This is a genomic window from Cupriavidus sp. 01L45 (genome assembly GCF_056399885.1).
The window spans coordinates 25,594-40,504 of the sequence record NZ_JBFTSG010000011.1 but is presented as its reverse complement, the minus strand read 5'-3'; the positions used below and the strand labels follow the sequence as shown (position 1 = coordinate 40,504).

The following is a 14,911-nucleotide window of genomic DNA, read 5'->3' as shown; positions in this document are numbered from 1 at the left end:
CCTAGCAAATTTCATCATAAGTTCCGCCACCGCCTTCCACCCACGTCGGGGAGTACTCCCCGGCCGGCGGCGCCGCGATGATGGTCGCGCCGATATGCTCCTCCCGCTGCGCGGGGGTGCCGAAATGGTTGATTAAGGGGCCCACGAGCTTCTGCGCGAAATTGTCCTGCGAGGGAGTGCCAGCCAGCGCGCATTCCTCGTCGAACACCAGGCGCTGCTGCACGGTCCAGCCCGGCCCCCCGTGCTCGGACGCCCAGGACGGCGCACCCCAGCCTTGTCTATTGAGGGTGCTCTGCCACGCGACTAGCGTGTCGCGCGGAGAACGTATGCCGTGGTTGCGGCTTGGCGTGTCGGCGGGCAGGTGATCGCGCAGGAACGTGCGTACCTGCTGGCGGAACTGCGTGAGGTTGGGGTCGGCTCGAAAGTCCATTTGCGTTGCTCTCCATCAACCGGCGGCACCGCGAACGCGGCTTGCCGACATGCTGCACCTTAAAGCAAGGCGGCATGAGGTTGCGCCCCCCGCCTTTGGTGGCGATAAGTGTCGCCAGGTGCGCGCCGCTGTGGCGATACATTCGTCGCGCTCCATAAGTCCCTTCGGGTTGCATTGCATCCCCTCACGTCGGGTGGGACCGTTGGGCTGCGCGTGCGTGGAGACTGTCTGCCCAGCACGTGCAGGACGTTTCCCATCCACCGAAGGATCCTCAATGCCAACCTTGCAATATCCGCTGCGCCATTCCGTACTGACCGTCCTCGACGGGATCGCGGAGTTCACGCACCAGCGCCCCGGGGCGCGCAACGCGCTGTCGCTGGAGATGCGGCAGGACTATGCCGACATGCTCGATATCGTTGAAAACGAGTGCAGCATTCGTGCGCTGATCCTTACCGGTTCGGGCGGCAGCTTTTGCGCTGGCGGCGACCTGAAGTCCGTCGCGGCGCTGATTGACGACCCCGACCCTGCGGCACGCGCCCCCGAGGTGACGCGCCACCGCGTGGCCGCTACCCATGCTTGGTTACGGCGGCTGCACCAGCTTGGCGTGCCGGTCATTGCCGCCGTCGATGGCCCTGCGGCAGGCGCTGGCTGCTCGCTGGTGCTGGCAGCCGATTTCGTGCTCGCCTCGGAGCGGGCGTCGTTCTCGATGGCGTTCGTGAAAGTCGGACTGATACCGGACATGGGTGCGCTCTACGCGCTGCCACGCATCGTCGGGATGAGCAAGGCAAAGGAACTGATGCTGACCGGTCGCCGCGTGGACGCCCAGGAGGCCCGGCAACTTGGCATCGTGCACGACATCTACACCGCCGATGCGCTGCCCGAAGCCGCGCGCCGGTTTGCGGCGCGCTTCCTCAACGGCCCTCGTGAAGCCATGGCGCTGACCAAGCGCGCTGCAAACGCGACGTTCGAGACGCCTTACGACACGATGTTCGAGATCGAGGCACAGGCCCAGGCGCTAGCCGCCGCGGCGCCGCACTACGGGGAAGCGGTGCGCGGCTTCCTGCGCGGTGAAGCGCCGAAGTATGACTGGGATCGTGAAGTCCGGCGTAACCCGGCGTGACTGGATTTTTTCAATCCGCGCATGCGTGGAGGACGCTAGCGCGGCGCATCAGGTCGCCCCAACCACTGGGGCGACGCCACCAAGCAAAGGGAGAAGGGGAGAAAATGAAGAAATCACAACTCGCGCGCGCGTCGTTGGCGGCGCTGGGCACCATGGCTGCTGGTGTCGTCCATGCGCAGACCAACGTCACGCTGTATGGCGTGATCGACGGCAGTATCGAATACGTCAACCGCGTGGGCACCGCACCCGCGAACCTGGCCACGACGGGCACGGCCACCGCGCCGGTGGGCAAGCGTTTCGACATGCCGCGCGCGGGCGGCCTGTCAGCGTCGCGCTGGGGCCTGCGTGGGACGGAAGACCTGGGGCAGGGGTGGTCGGCGCTGTTCAACCTGGAGTCGGGGTTCGACTGGGACTCAGGCAACCTGACCACCGCGCCGTTGTTCAACCGGACGGCCATCGTGGGGCTAGGCAACAAGGATCATGGCCGGCTTACGTTCGGCCGTCAGTACACGTCGATGACCGACGCGCTGATTGTCTTCGCGCCATTGCGCTTTGCGGCCAGCTATGAACCGGGGGTATGGTGGCTGGGCCTGAACTACCGCCAGTCGAACATGGCCAAGTACAGCGGCAAGTTCGGCGGCGTGCAAGTGGGAGCGCACTATTCGTTCGGCACGGCATCATCGTTGCAGGCAGCCGGAACGGGGCAGCCCCTGGGCCCGGGAGAAGCGCCCGGCAATATCAAGGACAACAGCGCATGGGGCGCGGCGGTCTCGTACGAGGGCGGTGGCTTTGCCGTGGGCGTGGGGTACGACCAGTGGAATCCCGCGCCGGCCGCGACGCCTGGCAACACGGGCCGCGAGCGCAAGACCGGCGTGGCCGCGAGCTACACGACGGGCCGGCTCAAGATCAGCGGCGGCTACCGCTATCGCGATAGCCAGTTCAGCAACGACGCCACGCTGATCCGCGACGACTTCTGGTTCGCCGGCGTCAACTATAACGTGACTGCGGCATTGGGCGCGCAGCTCGGCTACTACTACTCGAACATCAAGCAGTACCGTCCGACGCCAGCGGGGGTGGCGACCAATCCTGCCAATCCGCAGCAGGTTTCGCTCGTGCTCGACTACTCGCTCAGCAAGCGGACCGACGTGTACCTCGCCAGCAGCTACGTCCATAACGGCAGCCTGATCAACGACGGCCCCTTCACCGGCTACCTGTTCAACTATCCGCAAGCACCGGGACAGAAGAACATGGTCGGTGTGACCGCGGGCGTGCGGCATATCTTCTGATTGCAGGTCCGGTAGGACGATAGGAGCGCCGCCGACCCGAAACGGGTGGGCGGCGCTGTTGCCTCGTCACTCCGGCTGGATGCCAGTCAGCGCGATCATACGCTTCCACATCTGCTGGTCCGCGACGATGGTCTTGCGCAGCGCCGCGCCGTCGGCGGGATAGGCTGCGCTGCCGCGTGCGTGGTAGTGCGCCACCGCCTCAGGCGTACCGATGAACTCCAGCGCCAGCCTGGCCAGCTTGTCGACGATCGGCTGCGGCGTGCCGGCTGGCGCGAAGAGGCCGGTCCAGGTATTCAACGGTTGCCGCTCAAGGCCCAGTTCGGCCAGCGTCGGTACGTCCTTTAGCGGCGATAGGCGGGATGGGCCGGTGACGGCCAGCGCACGGAGCTTGCCGCTCTGCACGTGCGGAATGATGGCGGACGCCTCGACCGCCGCGTAGTCCACCACGCCGGCCATCACGTCCGTCATCAACGCGTTCGAGGCCTTGTAAGGCACGCTTGCCGCGTCGATCTTCGCGGCTTCATTGAAGGCATAGGCGATGACGCGATAGCCGTTGCTCGAGGTGGCGCAGTTTAGCTTGCCGGGATTCGCCTGCGCGCTCGCCACGAGTTCCTTCACCGAGCGATAGGGCGAGTTGCCCGGAACGATGATGGCGATCGGCAGCACCGACAGCCGCGCCACGGGCACAAAGTCCTTCATCGGGTCATAGGGCAGCTTGCGGAACAGGTATGGGTTGGCCGCCATGGCGCCGGAGCCCGCGAGCAGTACGGTGTAGCCATCCGGGGCAGCCTTCGCCACCAAGTCGGTTGCCACGACCATGTTGCCGCCAGGCCGGTTCTCGACTACGAAGCTCCGCCCGAGCTTGTCCGTGAGGTACTTAGCCAGCAGGCGCGTGTAGTCGTCGACGCCGGTGCCTGCGCTGCTGACCGAGACGATCCTGACGGGCCGCTCGGGATACTCGCCGGCATGGACCGGTGTTGCGATGGCGAATCCCGCCAGCCAGGGGCACAGCAGCCTCATCATGCGGGGCTTGAAACTGGGCATAAGTGGTCTCCTTTTATTGAATCGGTGCCGCCGTACAACGCGGGCCGCGTGCATCGGCATGGCGCACGTCCGGCATGATTGCCCCGCACGCGGGCAGGCGATACACCCCGACAAGGGTGGGTTGGACGGCGCATATCCAGCAGATGAAACGGTGCGTGGCAGGTAGTACCGCTTCACACCACCGACAGACCGATACCCCGATACAGCCCGTGTATGGCGCGACATATCAAAAGTATTTTTTCGCCTTCCCGCTGTTCTGTACGATGGCCGCATACGAACGGAGGAGACATCATGAAGGACGTGACGCCATCGCACCTGCGGAGCCGGCCATGAGCGGCCCATTGCAGGGCATCCGGATCGTCGACATGACGACGGTTCTGATGGGACCTTACGCCACGCAGATCCTTGGCGACCTGGGCGCGGATGTGATCAAGGTAGAACCGCCCGCGGGCGATACCGTGCGCGACGTCGGGCCCCGGCGAAACGACGGTATGGCGGGGATTTTCCTGCACGCGAACCGCAGCAAGCGCAGCATCGTGCTGGACCTGAAGCAGCCAGCCGGGCGCGAGGCGCTATTGCGGCTCGCGGCCGATGCCGACGTGCTGATCTACAACGTGCGCCCCCAGGCCATGGCACGGCTGAACCTCGGCTATGAAGACATCGCGAAGATCAATCCGCGCATCCTCTACGTGGGCGTCTACGGCTACGGACAGGGCGGCCCCTACGCGGCCAAATCGGCCTACGACGACCTGATCCAGGGCGCAGTCGCCATCCCGTCGCTGGCCAAGGCCGCTGGCGCCGATTTGCCGCGCTACGCGCCCAGTGCGATGGCAGATCGCATCGTCGGCCTGGCCGCTGCCAACGCGGTCAGTGCCGGCCTGCTGTATCGCGAGCGCACCGGCGAGGGCCAGCGCGTAGACGTGCCGATGTTCGAGACCATGGCGCAGTTCGTACTAGGTGACCACATGGGTGGCATGACGTTCGAGCCGCCGATCGGCCCGAGCGGCTATGCCCGCATCCTGGACCACAATCGGCGCCCGCTCAGCACCAAGGACGGCTACCTGTGCGTGCTGTTTTACAACGACAAGCAATGGCGCCAGTTCTTCGCGCTGGTCGGACAGCCGGACCTGATGGACAGCGACCCGCGCTTCGCCACGATCGGCGAGCGCACCAAGCATATCGATGCGCTGTACCGCATGGTGGCGGAGGTGATGCCTACCCGCACGACCGCGGAATGGATCGCAGTACTCGAAGCCGCCGACATGCCAGTGATGCAACTGCACACGATCGACTCGCTGCTGGCCGACCCGCATCTCGATGCGGTAGGCTTCTTCGAAGTGGTTGAACACCCGACCGAAGGTGCCATCCACTCGATGGCTGTGCCAAGCACGTGGTCGAAGTCATCGCCCGAGATCACGCGCCAGGCGCCGCGCCTCGGCGAGCACAGCGCCGAGGTGCTGGCCGAAGCAGGCTACAGCACCAAAGACATCAGCAAGCTGGCTGCGTCCGGCGCTACCGTGCTGGCGCCATCGCGCCAGTAACGACAATCCGCTACCAGGAGCATTCCCTTGACCACGAGCCTCGAGTCATTGCCACTCGTCGCCCTCCCTCCCGAGGATGAGGCGCTGCGCGGCCCGATCCGCGCTTTCCTGCAACAGGCGCTGGCCGATACGCCCACGCACGTGCGTGCCCGCACATGGATGGGCTATGACGCGGAATTCAGCCGCGCGCTTGCCGAGCGGCGCTGGCTTGGCCTGTCGCTGCCGAAGGAGTATGGCGGCGCGGGTCGCAGCGCCTTTGCGCGCTTCGTGCTGGTGGAGGAACTGATCGCCGCCGGTGCGCCCGTGTCGGCCCACTGGTTCGCGGAACGCCAGACCGCGCCGCTGATCCTGAAGTTCGGGACGCCGGCGCAGCGCGAGTATTTCGTGCCCCGCATGGTGCGCGGCGAGATGTTCATGTGCATCGGCATGAGCGAGCCGGACACGGGATCGGATCTGTCGAGCGTGCGAACGCGCGCGGTGCGCACCGAGACCGGCTGGCGGCTCAACGGCCGCAAGATCTGGACGACCAACGCACACCGCACCCACTACATGTGCGCACTGGTGCGTACGTCAGGCCAGCATGGCGACCGCCACAAGGGTCTGTCGCAGGTGCTGATCGACCTGAGCCTGCCCGGTATCAGCTATCGCCCGATCGAGGACATGGCCGGCGACGCGCACTTCTGCGAAGTGGTATTCGAGGATGTGGACCTGCCCGCCGATGCGGTGGTCGGCGAGGAAGGATCGGGCTGGAAGCAGGTGACCGCCGAACTAGCCTTCGAACGCAGCGGCCCGGAGCGCATCCTGACCAGCCAGCTCGTGGCCGAAACGTGGCTGGCGGAGGTGCGGGCCTGCGGGCTGCCGGTGCCCGATGCCGTCAAGGCGATCGCCGGACGCATTGCCGGGCGGCTTGCCGTGCTGCGCGCCATGTCGCTCGCCGTGGCCGACCTGCTCGACAAGGGCGGGAACCCCGAGACTGACGCGGCTTACGTGAAGGATCTCGGCACCGAGTTCGAGCAGACCGTGCCGGCCTGGATCGCCGAGGCCATGGAAGGGATGCCCGAATTCGACCCGTCGGAGCCGCTGCAGCGCGCGCTGGCCTACGTCACGCAGCTGTCCCCAAGCTTCTCCCTGCGGGGCGGCACGCGGCAGATCATGCGCGGCATCATTGCCCGCGCGCTCGGACTTCGTTGACGCAATATAGACACACGCCATGACTGATTCCCTTCTGGAAGGCTTCGAGCGCGCGCTCGCCAACCTGTGCGCCGACGACGCGGTGCGCCGCAGCGAGTCCAGCGCAGACGGTGCCGCTGCGCGTCAGTGGTCCGCCATTGACGCCCTCGGTTACACCGACGCACTGGTTCCCGCCGAACTCGATGGCGCGGGCTTGTCGCTGGCCGACGCGTTCCCGCTGTTCCTCGCCGCCGGCCGTTCTGGCCTGAGCCATCCGTTCGCCGAGACCGCCATCGCGCGTGCCATGCTCGCAAAGGCGGGCCGCAGGAGCGAGGGCGAGTGCATCGCCATCGCACCGTGCTCGGGCGCGACGCAGATCACGTGCCGCAATGTGCCGGGCGCGGCGTTGGCTGAACTCGTGCTGACAGTGTGGCGCGGAGAATGGTTGCTGCTGCCAGTGGTGGCCGCCACCCATGTGCCCGGCATTTATCGGCCGCATGCGTCGGCTTCGCTGCAATGGCAGTCGGCCGATGCCGCGATATTCCGCTTCAGCGATGGCGAGCCCGACATCCTGGCGCTTTGCAACGCGGCCCACGCCGCAGGCATGGCCGGTGCGATGCAGCGCGTGCTGGCGATGAGCGTCACGTATGTTAACGACCGCCAGCAGTTCGGCCGGGCCATCGGCCAGTTCCAGGCCGTGCAGCAGGAACTGAGCGTGATGGCCGAACAGGCCAGCTCGGCCGTGTTCGCGGCGCGCATTGGCTGTGCCGCGGACGGCTACGTGCCTGACCCGCTGCGCGCAGCCGCCGCCAAACTGYGCGCCTGCGAGGCCGGCCAGCGTGTGGCGGCGATCGCGCATGCGGTACACGGCGCCATCGGCATTACCGAGGAATTGGCGCTCGGGCTGTTCACGCGCCGCCTGCACGAGTGGCGCAGCGTGGCAGGTAGCGAGACGTACTGCGCCACGTTGCTTGGCGAGGCGGTGTTCGCGCAGGACGCGGCATCGGGCCACGCCATCCTTGACTTCGCCCGCACACAGCTGGCCGTCCCCGCCTGACCTTCGGCGTCGGTCCAGCCCCATTCTCCAGCTTGTAGGCACAGAGACTTTCATGCAGAACAACAACGAATCCATTGTCATCGTGGGCGCCAGGCGCACCCCGATTGGCGCATTCAACGGCGCGCTGTCATCGTGCAGCGCGCCCGAACTGGGCGCGGTCGCCATTGGCGCGGCCGCCATTGGCGCGGCCGTGGGACAGGCCGGCGTCGCCCCTGCTTCGGTCGATGAAGCGATCATGGGCCTGTGCCTGTTCGCCGGCGTGGGCCAGGCACCGGCGCGGCAGGCCGTGCTGCGCGCCGGGTTGCCTACCACCACACCCGCCACCACCATCAGCAAGATGTGCGGCTCAGGCATGAAAGCGGTCATGCTTGCGCATGATCTGCTACTGGCCGGCACCTGCAACGTGGCGGTGGCAGGGGGTATGGAGTCGATGACCAATGCGCCCCATATCGTGCCGCGCGGCCGCCAGGGCTACCGGCTCGGCCATGGCCAGTTGCTCGACCACATGTACCGCGACGGCCTGGAAGACGCCTATGAAGGGCACCTGATGGGCTACTACGCCGACCTGGCCGCCGAGGCGCACAACATTGGCCGCGAGGCACAGGACGCGTACGCGCGCGAAAGCCTGCTGCGCGCCCAGGCGTCGGTGGCGGAAGGCCGCTTCCGTGATGAGATCGCCCCTGTGCCGCTGAAACGCGGTGCCGAATTCGCTGAGGACGAAACGCCGGGCCAATGCGACGCCGACAAGCTGCCGAAGCTCAGGGCCGTGTTCCGCGACGGCGGCACGGTCACGCCGGGCAATGCTTCTTCGATCTCCGACGGCGCGGCGGCGCTGGTGCTGATGCGCGAGAGCGATGCGGTACGGCAGCGCCTGAAGCCGCTGGCGCGCATCGTTGCCCATGCCACGCGTGCCAACCCGCCGCAACAGTTTGCCGAAGCACCGGTGCATGCGTCGCGCCGCGTGCTCGACAAGGCCGGCTGGACCACGCAGGACGTGGACCTGTACGAAATCAACGAAGCATTCGCCGTGGTATCGATGATCGCGATGGCGCAGCTCGGCATCAGCCCCGAGCGGCTCAACGTCAATGGCGGCGCCTGCGCGCTGGGCCATCCGGTGGGAGCCTCCGGGGCGCGGCTGCTGGTGACGCTCATCCATGCGCTGCAGCAGCGCGGCATGAAGCGGGGCCTTGCCAGCCTCTGCCTGGGCGGCGGCGAAGCCGTGGCCATGGGACTCGAACTTTGCTGACGGAGACCGCGATGTGCCTGCAAACCCGCATCGATGGTCCCGTCGGCTGGCTGACGATGGACCGCCCAGCCGCCATGAACAGCCTGAACCGCGCGACGGCTGGAGCGATGGCCGCGCAGCTTGACGCCTGGCGCGACGACCCCGCTATCCGCGTGGTGGTCCTGACAGGCAATGGCAGGGCGTTCTGCGCCGGCGCGGATCTCAAGGAAGTGGCCGAGCCCGGCACCACGGGCGAGCCCGATTTCCTGGACGTTGTTGTACGCTTCATCGATACGCTGCGCGCGTTTCCCAAACCTGTCATCGCCGCCGTGAACGGCCTGGCGCTGGCAGGCGGACTCGAAACCGTGATGGCGTGCGATCTCGTGCTTGCTGCCGAAAGCGCGAAGCTCGGGGACGCCCATGCCAACTTCGGCGTATTTCCAGGCGCCGGTGGGGCCGCGGTGTTGTCGCGCAAGCTGCCGCCTAACGTGGCGCGATGGTTGCTGTACACCGGCGAGAGCTTTACCGCCGCGCAGATGGAGCGTTTCGGGCTGGTCAATGAGGTGGTGCCCGACGCCGTACTTCAGACGCGCGCCCAGGCATTGGCACAAGCGCTGGCCGCGAAAAGCCCACTGGTGCTGGCGCGCATGAAGCGGGTGGTGGCTGAGGCCGCCGACAAGACGCTGGGCGACGCACTGCGGCACGAGCTGCTCGAACTGCGCAACCACCAGCGTTCCCACGATATGCGCGAGGGCCTGCAGGCCTTCACAGAGAAGCGCCAACCGGTTTTTCAGGGGCGTTAGAGCGCAGCGGCGCGCGTTTCGGGACGATCATGCGGCCGACTGCGCCACGGCCTCCGCCAACGCCACAAAATTGCGCGCTGTGGGGACGCTGGTATCGCGCATCGTTGCCAGCGCAAGCCCGAAGCTGAGCTTTTCGGGTATGCCGGTCAGCGCAATCAACCGCGTGCCGCCTCCGGCGTAGCCGGCCGCAGTGGCCGGCACCAGCGCCACGCCCAGCCCGCTCTCCACCAGCGCCAGCAGCGTCTGTACCTGGACCGCCTGCTGCACGATGGGTGGACGGATGCCGGCCTGGTGAAACGCCGACATCGTCATCGCGTGCATCGCCGGCACGCGCGATTCCGAGTACACGATGAACGGCGTGTTGCCGAGTTCAGACAGGTCCACGGTCGTACGGTCGGCAAGGGCTGAGTCGGTGCTGACAGCCAGCACGAGCGGATCGGCGCGCAGGAACGTGATCTGCGCCCGCGTCTGCGCCAGCACCGGATAACGCACGAGCGCCACATCGAGCGAATGGTCCTCGATGGCGCGCAGCAGGTCGGCCGTGGTCGATTCCTCGATGGTCAGCTCCACGTGCGGATAGCGCAGCCGGAACGCGCGGATCAACTGCGGCATGACCGAATACACCGACGAGCCTACGAAGCCCACCCTGAGCGTGCCTTGCTCGCCACGCTCGCCCTCGCGCGCAGCCCGGCGGATTTCGTCGGCGAAGAACAGCGTGCTGCGCATCAGGGGCAGCACGAGTTCGCCCACCGAGGTCAGCGAGAGGCCCGACGGTTGCCGGTCGAACAGCGTCACGCCGAGCTCATCCTCGAGCTTGCGGATGGCAGTGGAGAGCGGGGGCTGCGCCATGTGCAGCCGTTCGGCGGCGCGGTGGAAGTTCAGCGTCTCGCTTAGCACCAGGGCCTGTTTCATTTGACGAAGATCCATGTTCATTCCCTTTGAGTATCGGCGAAGTGTGGTGGAAATCTACATTGGTGCACCGCGCATGACAATCGGGACAATCATTGGCGTGGCGCGCCCCGGAACGCAACGGAGCCGGCATACTGCCGGCTCCTGGCCCTGCCCTGGAGAGGATCGATGTGGCCTACTTCGGCTGCATCCGGATCGCGCCGTCGAGCCGGATCACTTCGCCGTTCAGCATCGTGTTGCCGATGATCGCTTCGACCAGACGGGCATACTCGGCCGGCCTGCCCAGGCGCGACGGGAACGGCACCATCCGGCCCAGCGCGTCGCGCACGAGTTCGGGCAAGCCAAGCAGCATGGGCGTCTCGAACAGGCCCGGCGCGATGGTCATGCACCGCACGCCGTCGCGCGCCAGGTCACGCGCCACGGCCAGCGTCATGGCGGCGACACCACCCTTGGACGCCGCATATGCCGCTTGGCCAACTTGCCCCTCGAACGCGGCCACCGATGCGGTGTTGATGATCAGGCCGCGTTCGCCATTGGCGTCGGGTTCGTTCTGCACCATGCTGGCCGCCGCCACGCGCGTCATGTTGAACGTGCCGATCAGGTTGATCCGCACGGTCCGCTCGAACAGGTCGAGCGGATGCGGGCCATCCTTGCCCACGGTCTTGCAGGCCGGTGCCACGCCGGCGCAGTTCACGAGTCCGGCAAGCCGGCCGATGGCGGTGGCCGCGCGTACAGCCGCATCGGCATCGGCTCCGCTGGACACGTCGCAACGCACGAAGCGCCCGTCCAGTTCAGCGGCCAGTGCTTCGCCGGCCTCGTTAATGTCGGCAATGACCACTCTTGCGCCGGCCGCAGCCAGCATGCGCGCGGTTGCTTCGCCCAGGCCGGATGCGCCGCCGGAGATCAGGAATACATTATCGAGAATGTCCATGTTGTCCCTTTGTCCCTCTCTCCCCTTATCCGCGGATCCGTGCCAGCACGCCGTCGAGCGCCGCGTTGTGCTCGGCGGTGTGATGGGCTAGCGCCTGGAAGCCGGCTGACATTTCGAGGATCGTGTCGAGACGCGCGTGCTGCGCCTCCTTGAGCAACCGCTTGCACATGCGCAGCGCGTGGCCCGGATTGGCCGCGATTCGGTGCGCCAGCTCCAGGGCCGTGGGCAGCAACGCGTCGTGCGGCACCACGCGGGACACCAGCCCGTACTCCAGCGCCTGCTTCGCGTCGATCGTGTCGCCGGTGAAGCAAAGTTCCGCCGCACGCGACGCACCCACGACGCGGGGCAACAGCCATGCGCCTCCATCGCCCGGTATCAGTCCCAGTTTCACGAACGTGGCCGCGAAGCTAGCCTGCTCCGATGCGATGCGGATATCGCAGGTGCAGGCCAGGTCGTTGCCGGCACCGAGCGCCGGACCGTTGATGGCGGCTATGACCGGGATTTCGAGATTGGCTAGCGCCAGCGGCAGGCGCTGGATGCCTTCGCGGTAGGCGTAGCGCGCCATCACGGGCTCGCCGCTCTCGTTGCCGAACTTTGCGCGCAGCGTCTTGAGGTTGCCGCCCGAGGAAAACGCCGCGCCGGCGCCGGTCAGGACCACCACACGCACGCTGTGATCGCGGTTGAAGGCATCGCACATGGCGACCAGAGCGTCTACGGCGTCGTCGTCGGACACTGCGTTGCGCGTCTCGGGACGGTTCATCGTGACGATGGCCACGGGACCGTCACGGCGGATATCGAGGAAATTGCTCATGGATAGTGAAGATAGTGAAAAATGATGAGATGCTGTCCGGTCAGCGCGCAGCTTGCTCGGTCAGCGCGCGGATGCCTGCGATGCGCTCCGGAGGCAGCCAGCCCGCCAGCGTTTGCGCGTAGTCGCGTACGTCGGCGGCGCGCGGCTGTGTCGGGCGGGCGGATGGCGTGCGGCTGAACCGTGGCGCCGGCGCGGGCTGCGTGACGCCGTCGATGTCGACGAACGTCTGCCGGGCCCGCAGGTGAGGGTGGTGCGGCGCCTCGGTGAAATCGAGTACCGGGGCCACGCAGGCGTCGGTGCCTTCGAGCAGTGCGGTCCATTCGTCGCGCGTGCGCGTGAGGAAGATCGCGGCCAACCGGTCGGTTGCATCCGGCCAATTGCGCGGGTCCAGTTGCTCGCCGAGGCTGTCGGGATCGATGCCAATGCGGGCCAGCAGATCCCGATAGAAGCGCGTCTCGATCGGCCCTACCGAGATCCAGCCGCCGCCCTTGCACGCGTAGACGTTGTAGTAGTGCGCGCCGGAGTCGAGCACGTTGGTACCGCGCTCTGCGTTCCATATGCCGGCGGCCGACAGCCCGAAGAAGACGCTGCTCAACGCCGCCGTGCCATCGACAATCGCCGCATCGACGACCTGGCCCTTACCCGATTTGCTCGCCTCGAACAGTGCAGCGAGCACGCCAGCGACGAGGAACATGCCGCCACCCGCGAAATCGCCGAGGTAGGCCGGCGGAATCGAAGGCGGCTGCCCGCGTCGGCCGATGGCGTTCAAGGCGCCGGTGAGCGCGATGTAGTTGATATCGTGCCCCGCGCTGGACGCAAGCGGGCCCGTCTGGCCCCAGCCCGTGACCCGGCCATAGACGAGCCGCGGGTTGCGCGCGTGGCAAGCCTCGGGTCCGAGGCCGAGCCGCTCCATGACGCCGGGCCGGAAGCCCTCGATCAGCATGTCGGCCGATGCCACGAGGTCCAGCACGGCCTGCACAGCAAGTGGTTCCTTCAGGTCGAGCGCAATCGCCTTGCGCCCACGCAGCATCAGGTCGTAGCGGCGCTCACGCTTGACGCCAAGATCGGTTTCGCCTGGCCGCTCGATGCGCAGCACCTCGGCACCCATGTCGGCCAGCATCATGCCGGCCAGCGGGGCGGGACCGATGCCGGCCATTTCGATAACCCTGACACCTGCCAGCGGGCCACGTTGCGGCGCTTGTTGTTCCGTGTGCATAGAATCTCAATTGGTCCGATGGGTTATTCAATCTGGATGGCGGCATGCTTGACGATGTCGCGCGTTCGCTCAATTTCGGCCAGCTGGAACTGGCGGAAGTGTTGGGGCCCGCCGAGATAAACCTCCCCGCCCAGGCCCGTGATGAACTTCACGCTGTCGGGCTGCTGCATGGCTTCACGTACGGCGGCGGACAGCACGTTAACGATCTGCGCGGGCACCTTGGACGGCGCAAAGATGCCGGTCCATGCCGCCACATCGAAGCCCGGCGCACCGCTTTCGGCAACGGTAGGAACCTGCGGAAGATCCTTGAGCCGTTGCGGGGCGGTCACGGCGAGCGGGCGGACACGGCCCGCGCGAATCAGCGGTAACACCGCGCTGATCTCGCCGATCGCGTAGTCGACGTTGCCAGCGGCGACGTCGGTCATGGCCGGCGCCGTGCCCTTGTAAGCGATGGGATTCGCGCGCACATGGAAGCGCTCGTTCAGCAGTTCGGTATAGATCTGGTAGGTGGGACTACCCGCCGCGTAGTTGAGTTTGCCCGGCGCGGTGCGCAGGGCGCCGATGAGCCCCCCAAGCGCCTTGTACGGCGAATTCGCCGGCACGACGACGACCATGGCAAAGCGCGCGAGGCGCTCCACGGGCGCAAAGCCGTTGACGGGATCGTAGGGCGGGTTAGTGAACAGCACGGCGTTGGTTACCATCGTCGAGTTGCTGCCGACGAAGAGCGTGTAGCCATCAGGCGCGGCGTCGGCGACGGCGCGGGCGCCGATGAAGCCGTTCCCGCCGGGGCGGTTCTCCACCACGAACGGCTGGCCCAGCTTTGCAGCGAGCTTCTGGGCAATGAAGCGCGCCGTGGAATCCGCGCCGCTGCCGGGCGGCAACGACACCACGAGCTTGACTGGCCTTGCCGGGTAATCGGGCTGCGCACCGGCCGGCAGGGCGAATAGCCCGAGCGCGGCCAGCATGAGGCGTCGCCTCACGGCGTCAGTTGCCATGTTGTCTCCTTGTTTTCGTGCCGGTGGCCCAAAAGGTTTGGCATCCGGATGGACTCGGATGTTACTGATTGCGATGCCTCTGGAAAAATACTTTCGATATGTCAGCCGATACGTCCGCTGTATCGGCGACGGCCCCATTCGGTAGCCGTCTCACTCGATAGGAGGCGGGCCTCGGCGTAGTGCAATATTGTTGCGCCAGCGGTAGCACAGGCGGCAATGGAAACTGGCGTCGCGACACGGCCCGTAGTCAATAGCGAACACGATCCGCGCTACAAAGACTTCTGAAAGTCGTATTACCGGCTCATGGCTCGCAGAGGCATCAGCGAGAAAATGGCGAAGTTGGAGGTGCGGCGTCGCACACCATTGAAGGAGA

The 14,911-nt window shown here is 66.5% G+C and carries 14 protein-coding genes; 7 read left to right on the top strand and 7 right to left on the bottom strand.

Translation table 11 applies throughout. The features are described from left to right. Nucleotide 1: 1 nt before the first annotated feature. The gene (locus AC1DT6_RS09710; protein ID WP_441629695.1) at nucleotides 2-430 is read right to left on the bottom strand and encodes an acyl-CoA dehydrogenase family protein; all 429 of its coding nucleotides are present in this window, start codon (nucleotides 428-430) and stop codon (nucleotides 2-4) included. 274 nt (nucleotides 431-704) lie between these two features. Between AC1DT6_RS09710 and AC1DT6_RS09705 the strand changes: the two genes are divergently transcribed. Both AC1DT6_RS09705 and AC1DT6_RS09700 read left to right on the top strand, forming a co-directional pair. Continuing rightward, nucleotides 705-1,550, top strand: a complete 846-nt coding sequence (locus AC1DT6_RS09705) for an enoyl-CoA hydratase/isomerase family protein (RefSeq protein ID WP_441629696.1) — start codon at nucleotides 705-707, stop codon at nucleotides 1,548-1,550. A 104-nt stretch (nucleotides 1,551-1,654) separates the two neighbouring features. After that, nucleotides 1,655-2,836, top strand: coding sequence for a porin (locus AC1DT6_RS09700; RefSeq protein WP_441629697.1), 1,182 nt, complete (start codon nucleotides 1,655-1,657; stop codon nucleotides 2,834-2,836). Nucleotides 2,837-2,902: 66 nt separating this feature from the next. On the opposite strand, the gene AC1DT6_RS09695 is transcribed toward AC1DT6_RS09700, so the two are convergent. Further along, on the bottom strand, nucleotides 2,903-3,880 hold the full coding sequence (locus AC1DT6_RS09695; protein ID WP_441629698.1) for a Bug family tripartite tricarboxylate transporter substrate binding protein: 978 nt from the start codon (nucleotides 3,878-3,880) through the stop codon (nucleotides 2,903-2,905). Between the two features lie 329 nt (nucleotides 3,881-4,209). Here AC1DT6_RS09695 and AC1DT6_RS09690 point away from each other — a divergent pair, with 329 nt between their 5' ends. From AC1DT6_RS09690 to AC1DT6_RS09670, 5 genes are read left to right on the top strand one after another with little or no spacing between them, the layout of a single operon-like run. Then, a complete protein-coding gene (locus tag AC1DT6_RS09690; protein WP_045238248.1) occupies nucleotides 4,210-5,421 on the top strand; it encodes a CaiB/BaiF CoA transferase family protein in 1,212 nt (403 codons plus the stop codon). A 27-nt stretch (nucleotides 5,422-5,448) separates the two neighbouring features. Then, on the top strand, nucleotides 5,449-6,612 hold the full coding sequence (locus AC1DT6_RS09685) for an acyl-CoA dehydrogenase family protein (protein ID WP_441629699.1): 1,164 nt from the start codon (nucleotides 5,449-5,451) through the stop codon (nucleotides 6,610-6,612). A gap of 19 nt (nucleotides 6,613-6,631) precedes the next feature. Further along, nucleotides 6,632-7,648 carry an acyl-CoA dehydrogenase family protein gene (locus AC1DT6_RS09680; protein WP_477114645.1) on the top strand — a complete coding sequence of 339 codons (1,017 nt, stop codon included), beginning with the start codon at nucleotides 6,632-6,634 and terminating at the stop codon, nucleotides 7,646-7,648. A gap of 52 nt (nucleotides 7,649-7,700) precedes the next feature. Then, the gene (locus AC1DT6_RS09675; protein WP_441629701.1) at nucleotides 7,701-8,894 is read left to right on the top strand and encodes a thiolase family protein; all 1,194 of its coding nucleotides are present in this window, start codon (nucleotides 7,701-7,703) and stop codon (nucleotides 8,892-8,894) included. An 11-nt stretch (nucleotides 8,895-8,905) separates the two neighbouring features. Beyond that, on the top strand, nucleotides 8,906-9,676 hold the full coding sequence (locus AC1DT6_RS09670) for an enoyl-CoA hydratase/isomerase family protein (protein WP_042885533.1): 771 nt from the start codon (nucleotides 8,906-8,908) through the stop codon (nucleotides 9,674-9,676). A gap of 27 nt (nucleotides 9,677-9,703) precedes the next feature. Here the strand turns inward: AC1DT6_RS09670 and AC1DT6_RS09665 are convergent, their stop codons facing one another. From AC1DT6_RS09665 to AC1DT6_RS09645, 5 genes are all read right to left on the bottom strand, one after another. Further along, the gene (locus AC1DT6_RS09665) at nucleotides 9,704-10,603 is read right to left on the bottom strand and encodes a LysR family transcriptional regulator (RefSeq protein WP_045238277.1); all 900 of its coding nucleotides are present in this window, start codon (nucleotides 10,601-10,603) and stop codon (nucleotides 9,704-9,706) included. A 157-nt stretch (nucleotides 10,604-10,760) separates the two neighbouring features. Further along, nucleotides 10,761-11,516 carry an SDR family NAD(P)-dependent oxidoreductase gene (locus AC1DT6_RS09660; protein WP_441629702.1) on the bottom strand — a complete coding sequence of 252 codons (756 nt, stop codon included), beginning with the start codon at nucleotides 11,514-11,516 and terminating at the stop codon, nucleotides 10,761-10,763. A gap of 25 nt (nucleotides 11,517-11,541) precedes the next feature. Beyond that, nucleotides 11,542-12,327: a crotonase/enoyl-CoA hydratase family protein gene (locus AC1DT6_RS09655; RefSeq protein WP_042885535.1), complete on the bottom strand. Its 786-nt coding sequence runs from the start codon at nucleotides 12,325-12,327 to the stop codon at nucleotides 11,542-11,544. A 40-nt stretch (nucleotides 12,328-12,367) separates the two neighbouring features. Further along, nucleotides 12,368-13,543, bottom strand: a complete 1,176-nt coding sequence (locus AC1DT6_RS09650; protein WP_477111330.1) for a CaiB/BaiF CoA transferase family protein — start codon at nucleotides 13,541-13,543, stop codon at nucleotides 12,368-12,370. Between the two features lie 23 nt (nucleotides 13,544-13,566). Then, nucleotides 13,567-14,508: a Bug family tripartite tricarboxylate transporter substrate binding protein gene (locus AC1DT6_RS09645; protein WP_441629704.1), complete on the bottom strand. Its 942-nt coding sequence runs from the start codon at nucleotides 14,506-14,508 to the stop codon at nucleotides 13,567-13,569. Nucleotides 14,509-14,911 lie beyond the last annotated feature (403 nt).

Bases quoted from the DNA above. Each gene is read 5' to 3' on its own strand.
- AC1DT6_RS09710 (WP_441629695.1), bottom strand. From the start codon at position 430: ATGGACTTTCGAGCCGACCCCAACCTCACGCAGTTCCGCCAGCAGGTA.
- AC1DT6_RS09660 (WP_441629702.1), bottom strand. From the start codon at position 11,516: ATGGACATTCTCGATAATGTATTCCTGATCTCCGGCGGCGCATCCGGC.
- AC1DT6_RS09655 (WP_042885535.1), bottom strand. From the start codon at position 12,327: ATGAGCAATTTCCTCGATATCCGCCGTGACGGTCCCGTGGCCATCGTC.
- AC1DT6_RS09690 (WP_045238248.1), top strand. From the start codon at position 4,210: ATGAGCGGCCCATTGCAGGGCATCCGGATCGTCGACATGACGACGGTT.
- AC1DT6_RS09700 (WP_441629697.1), top strand. From the start codon at position 1,655: ATGAAGAAATCACAACTCGCGCGCGCGTCGTTGGCGGCGCTGGGCACC.
- AC1DT6_RS09645 (WP_441629704.1), bottom strand. From the start codon at position 14,508: ATGCTGGCCGCGCTCGGGCTATTCGCCCTGCCGGCCGGTGCGCAGCCC.
- AC1DT6_RS09705 (WP_441629696.1), top strand. From the start codon at position 705: ATGCCAACCTTGCAATATCCGCTGCGCCATTCCGTACTGACCGTCCTC.
- AC1DT6_RS09695 (WP_441629698.1), bottom strand. From the start codon at position 3,880: ATGCCCAGTTTCAAGCCCCGCATGATGAGGCTGCTGTGCCCCTGGCTG.
- AC1DT6_RS09675 (WP_441629701.1), top strand. From the start codon at position 7,701: ATGCAGAACAACAACGAATCCATTGTCATCGTGGGCGCCAGGCGCACC.
- AC1DT6_RS09670 (WP_042885533.1), top strand. From the start codon at position 8,906: ATGTGCCTGCAAACCCGCATCGATGGTCCCGTCGGCTGGCTGACGATG.
- AC1DT6_RS09650 (WP_477111330.1), bottom strand. From the start codon at position 13,543: ATGCACACGGAACAACAAGCGCCGCAACGTGGCCCGCTGGCAGGTGTC.
- AC1DT6_RS09665 (WP_045238277.1), bottom strand. From the start codon at position 10,603: ATGGATCTTCGTCAAATGAAACAGGCCCTGGTGCTAAGCGAGACGCTG.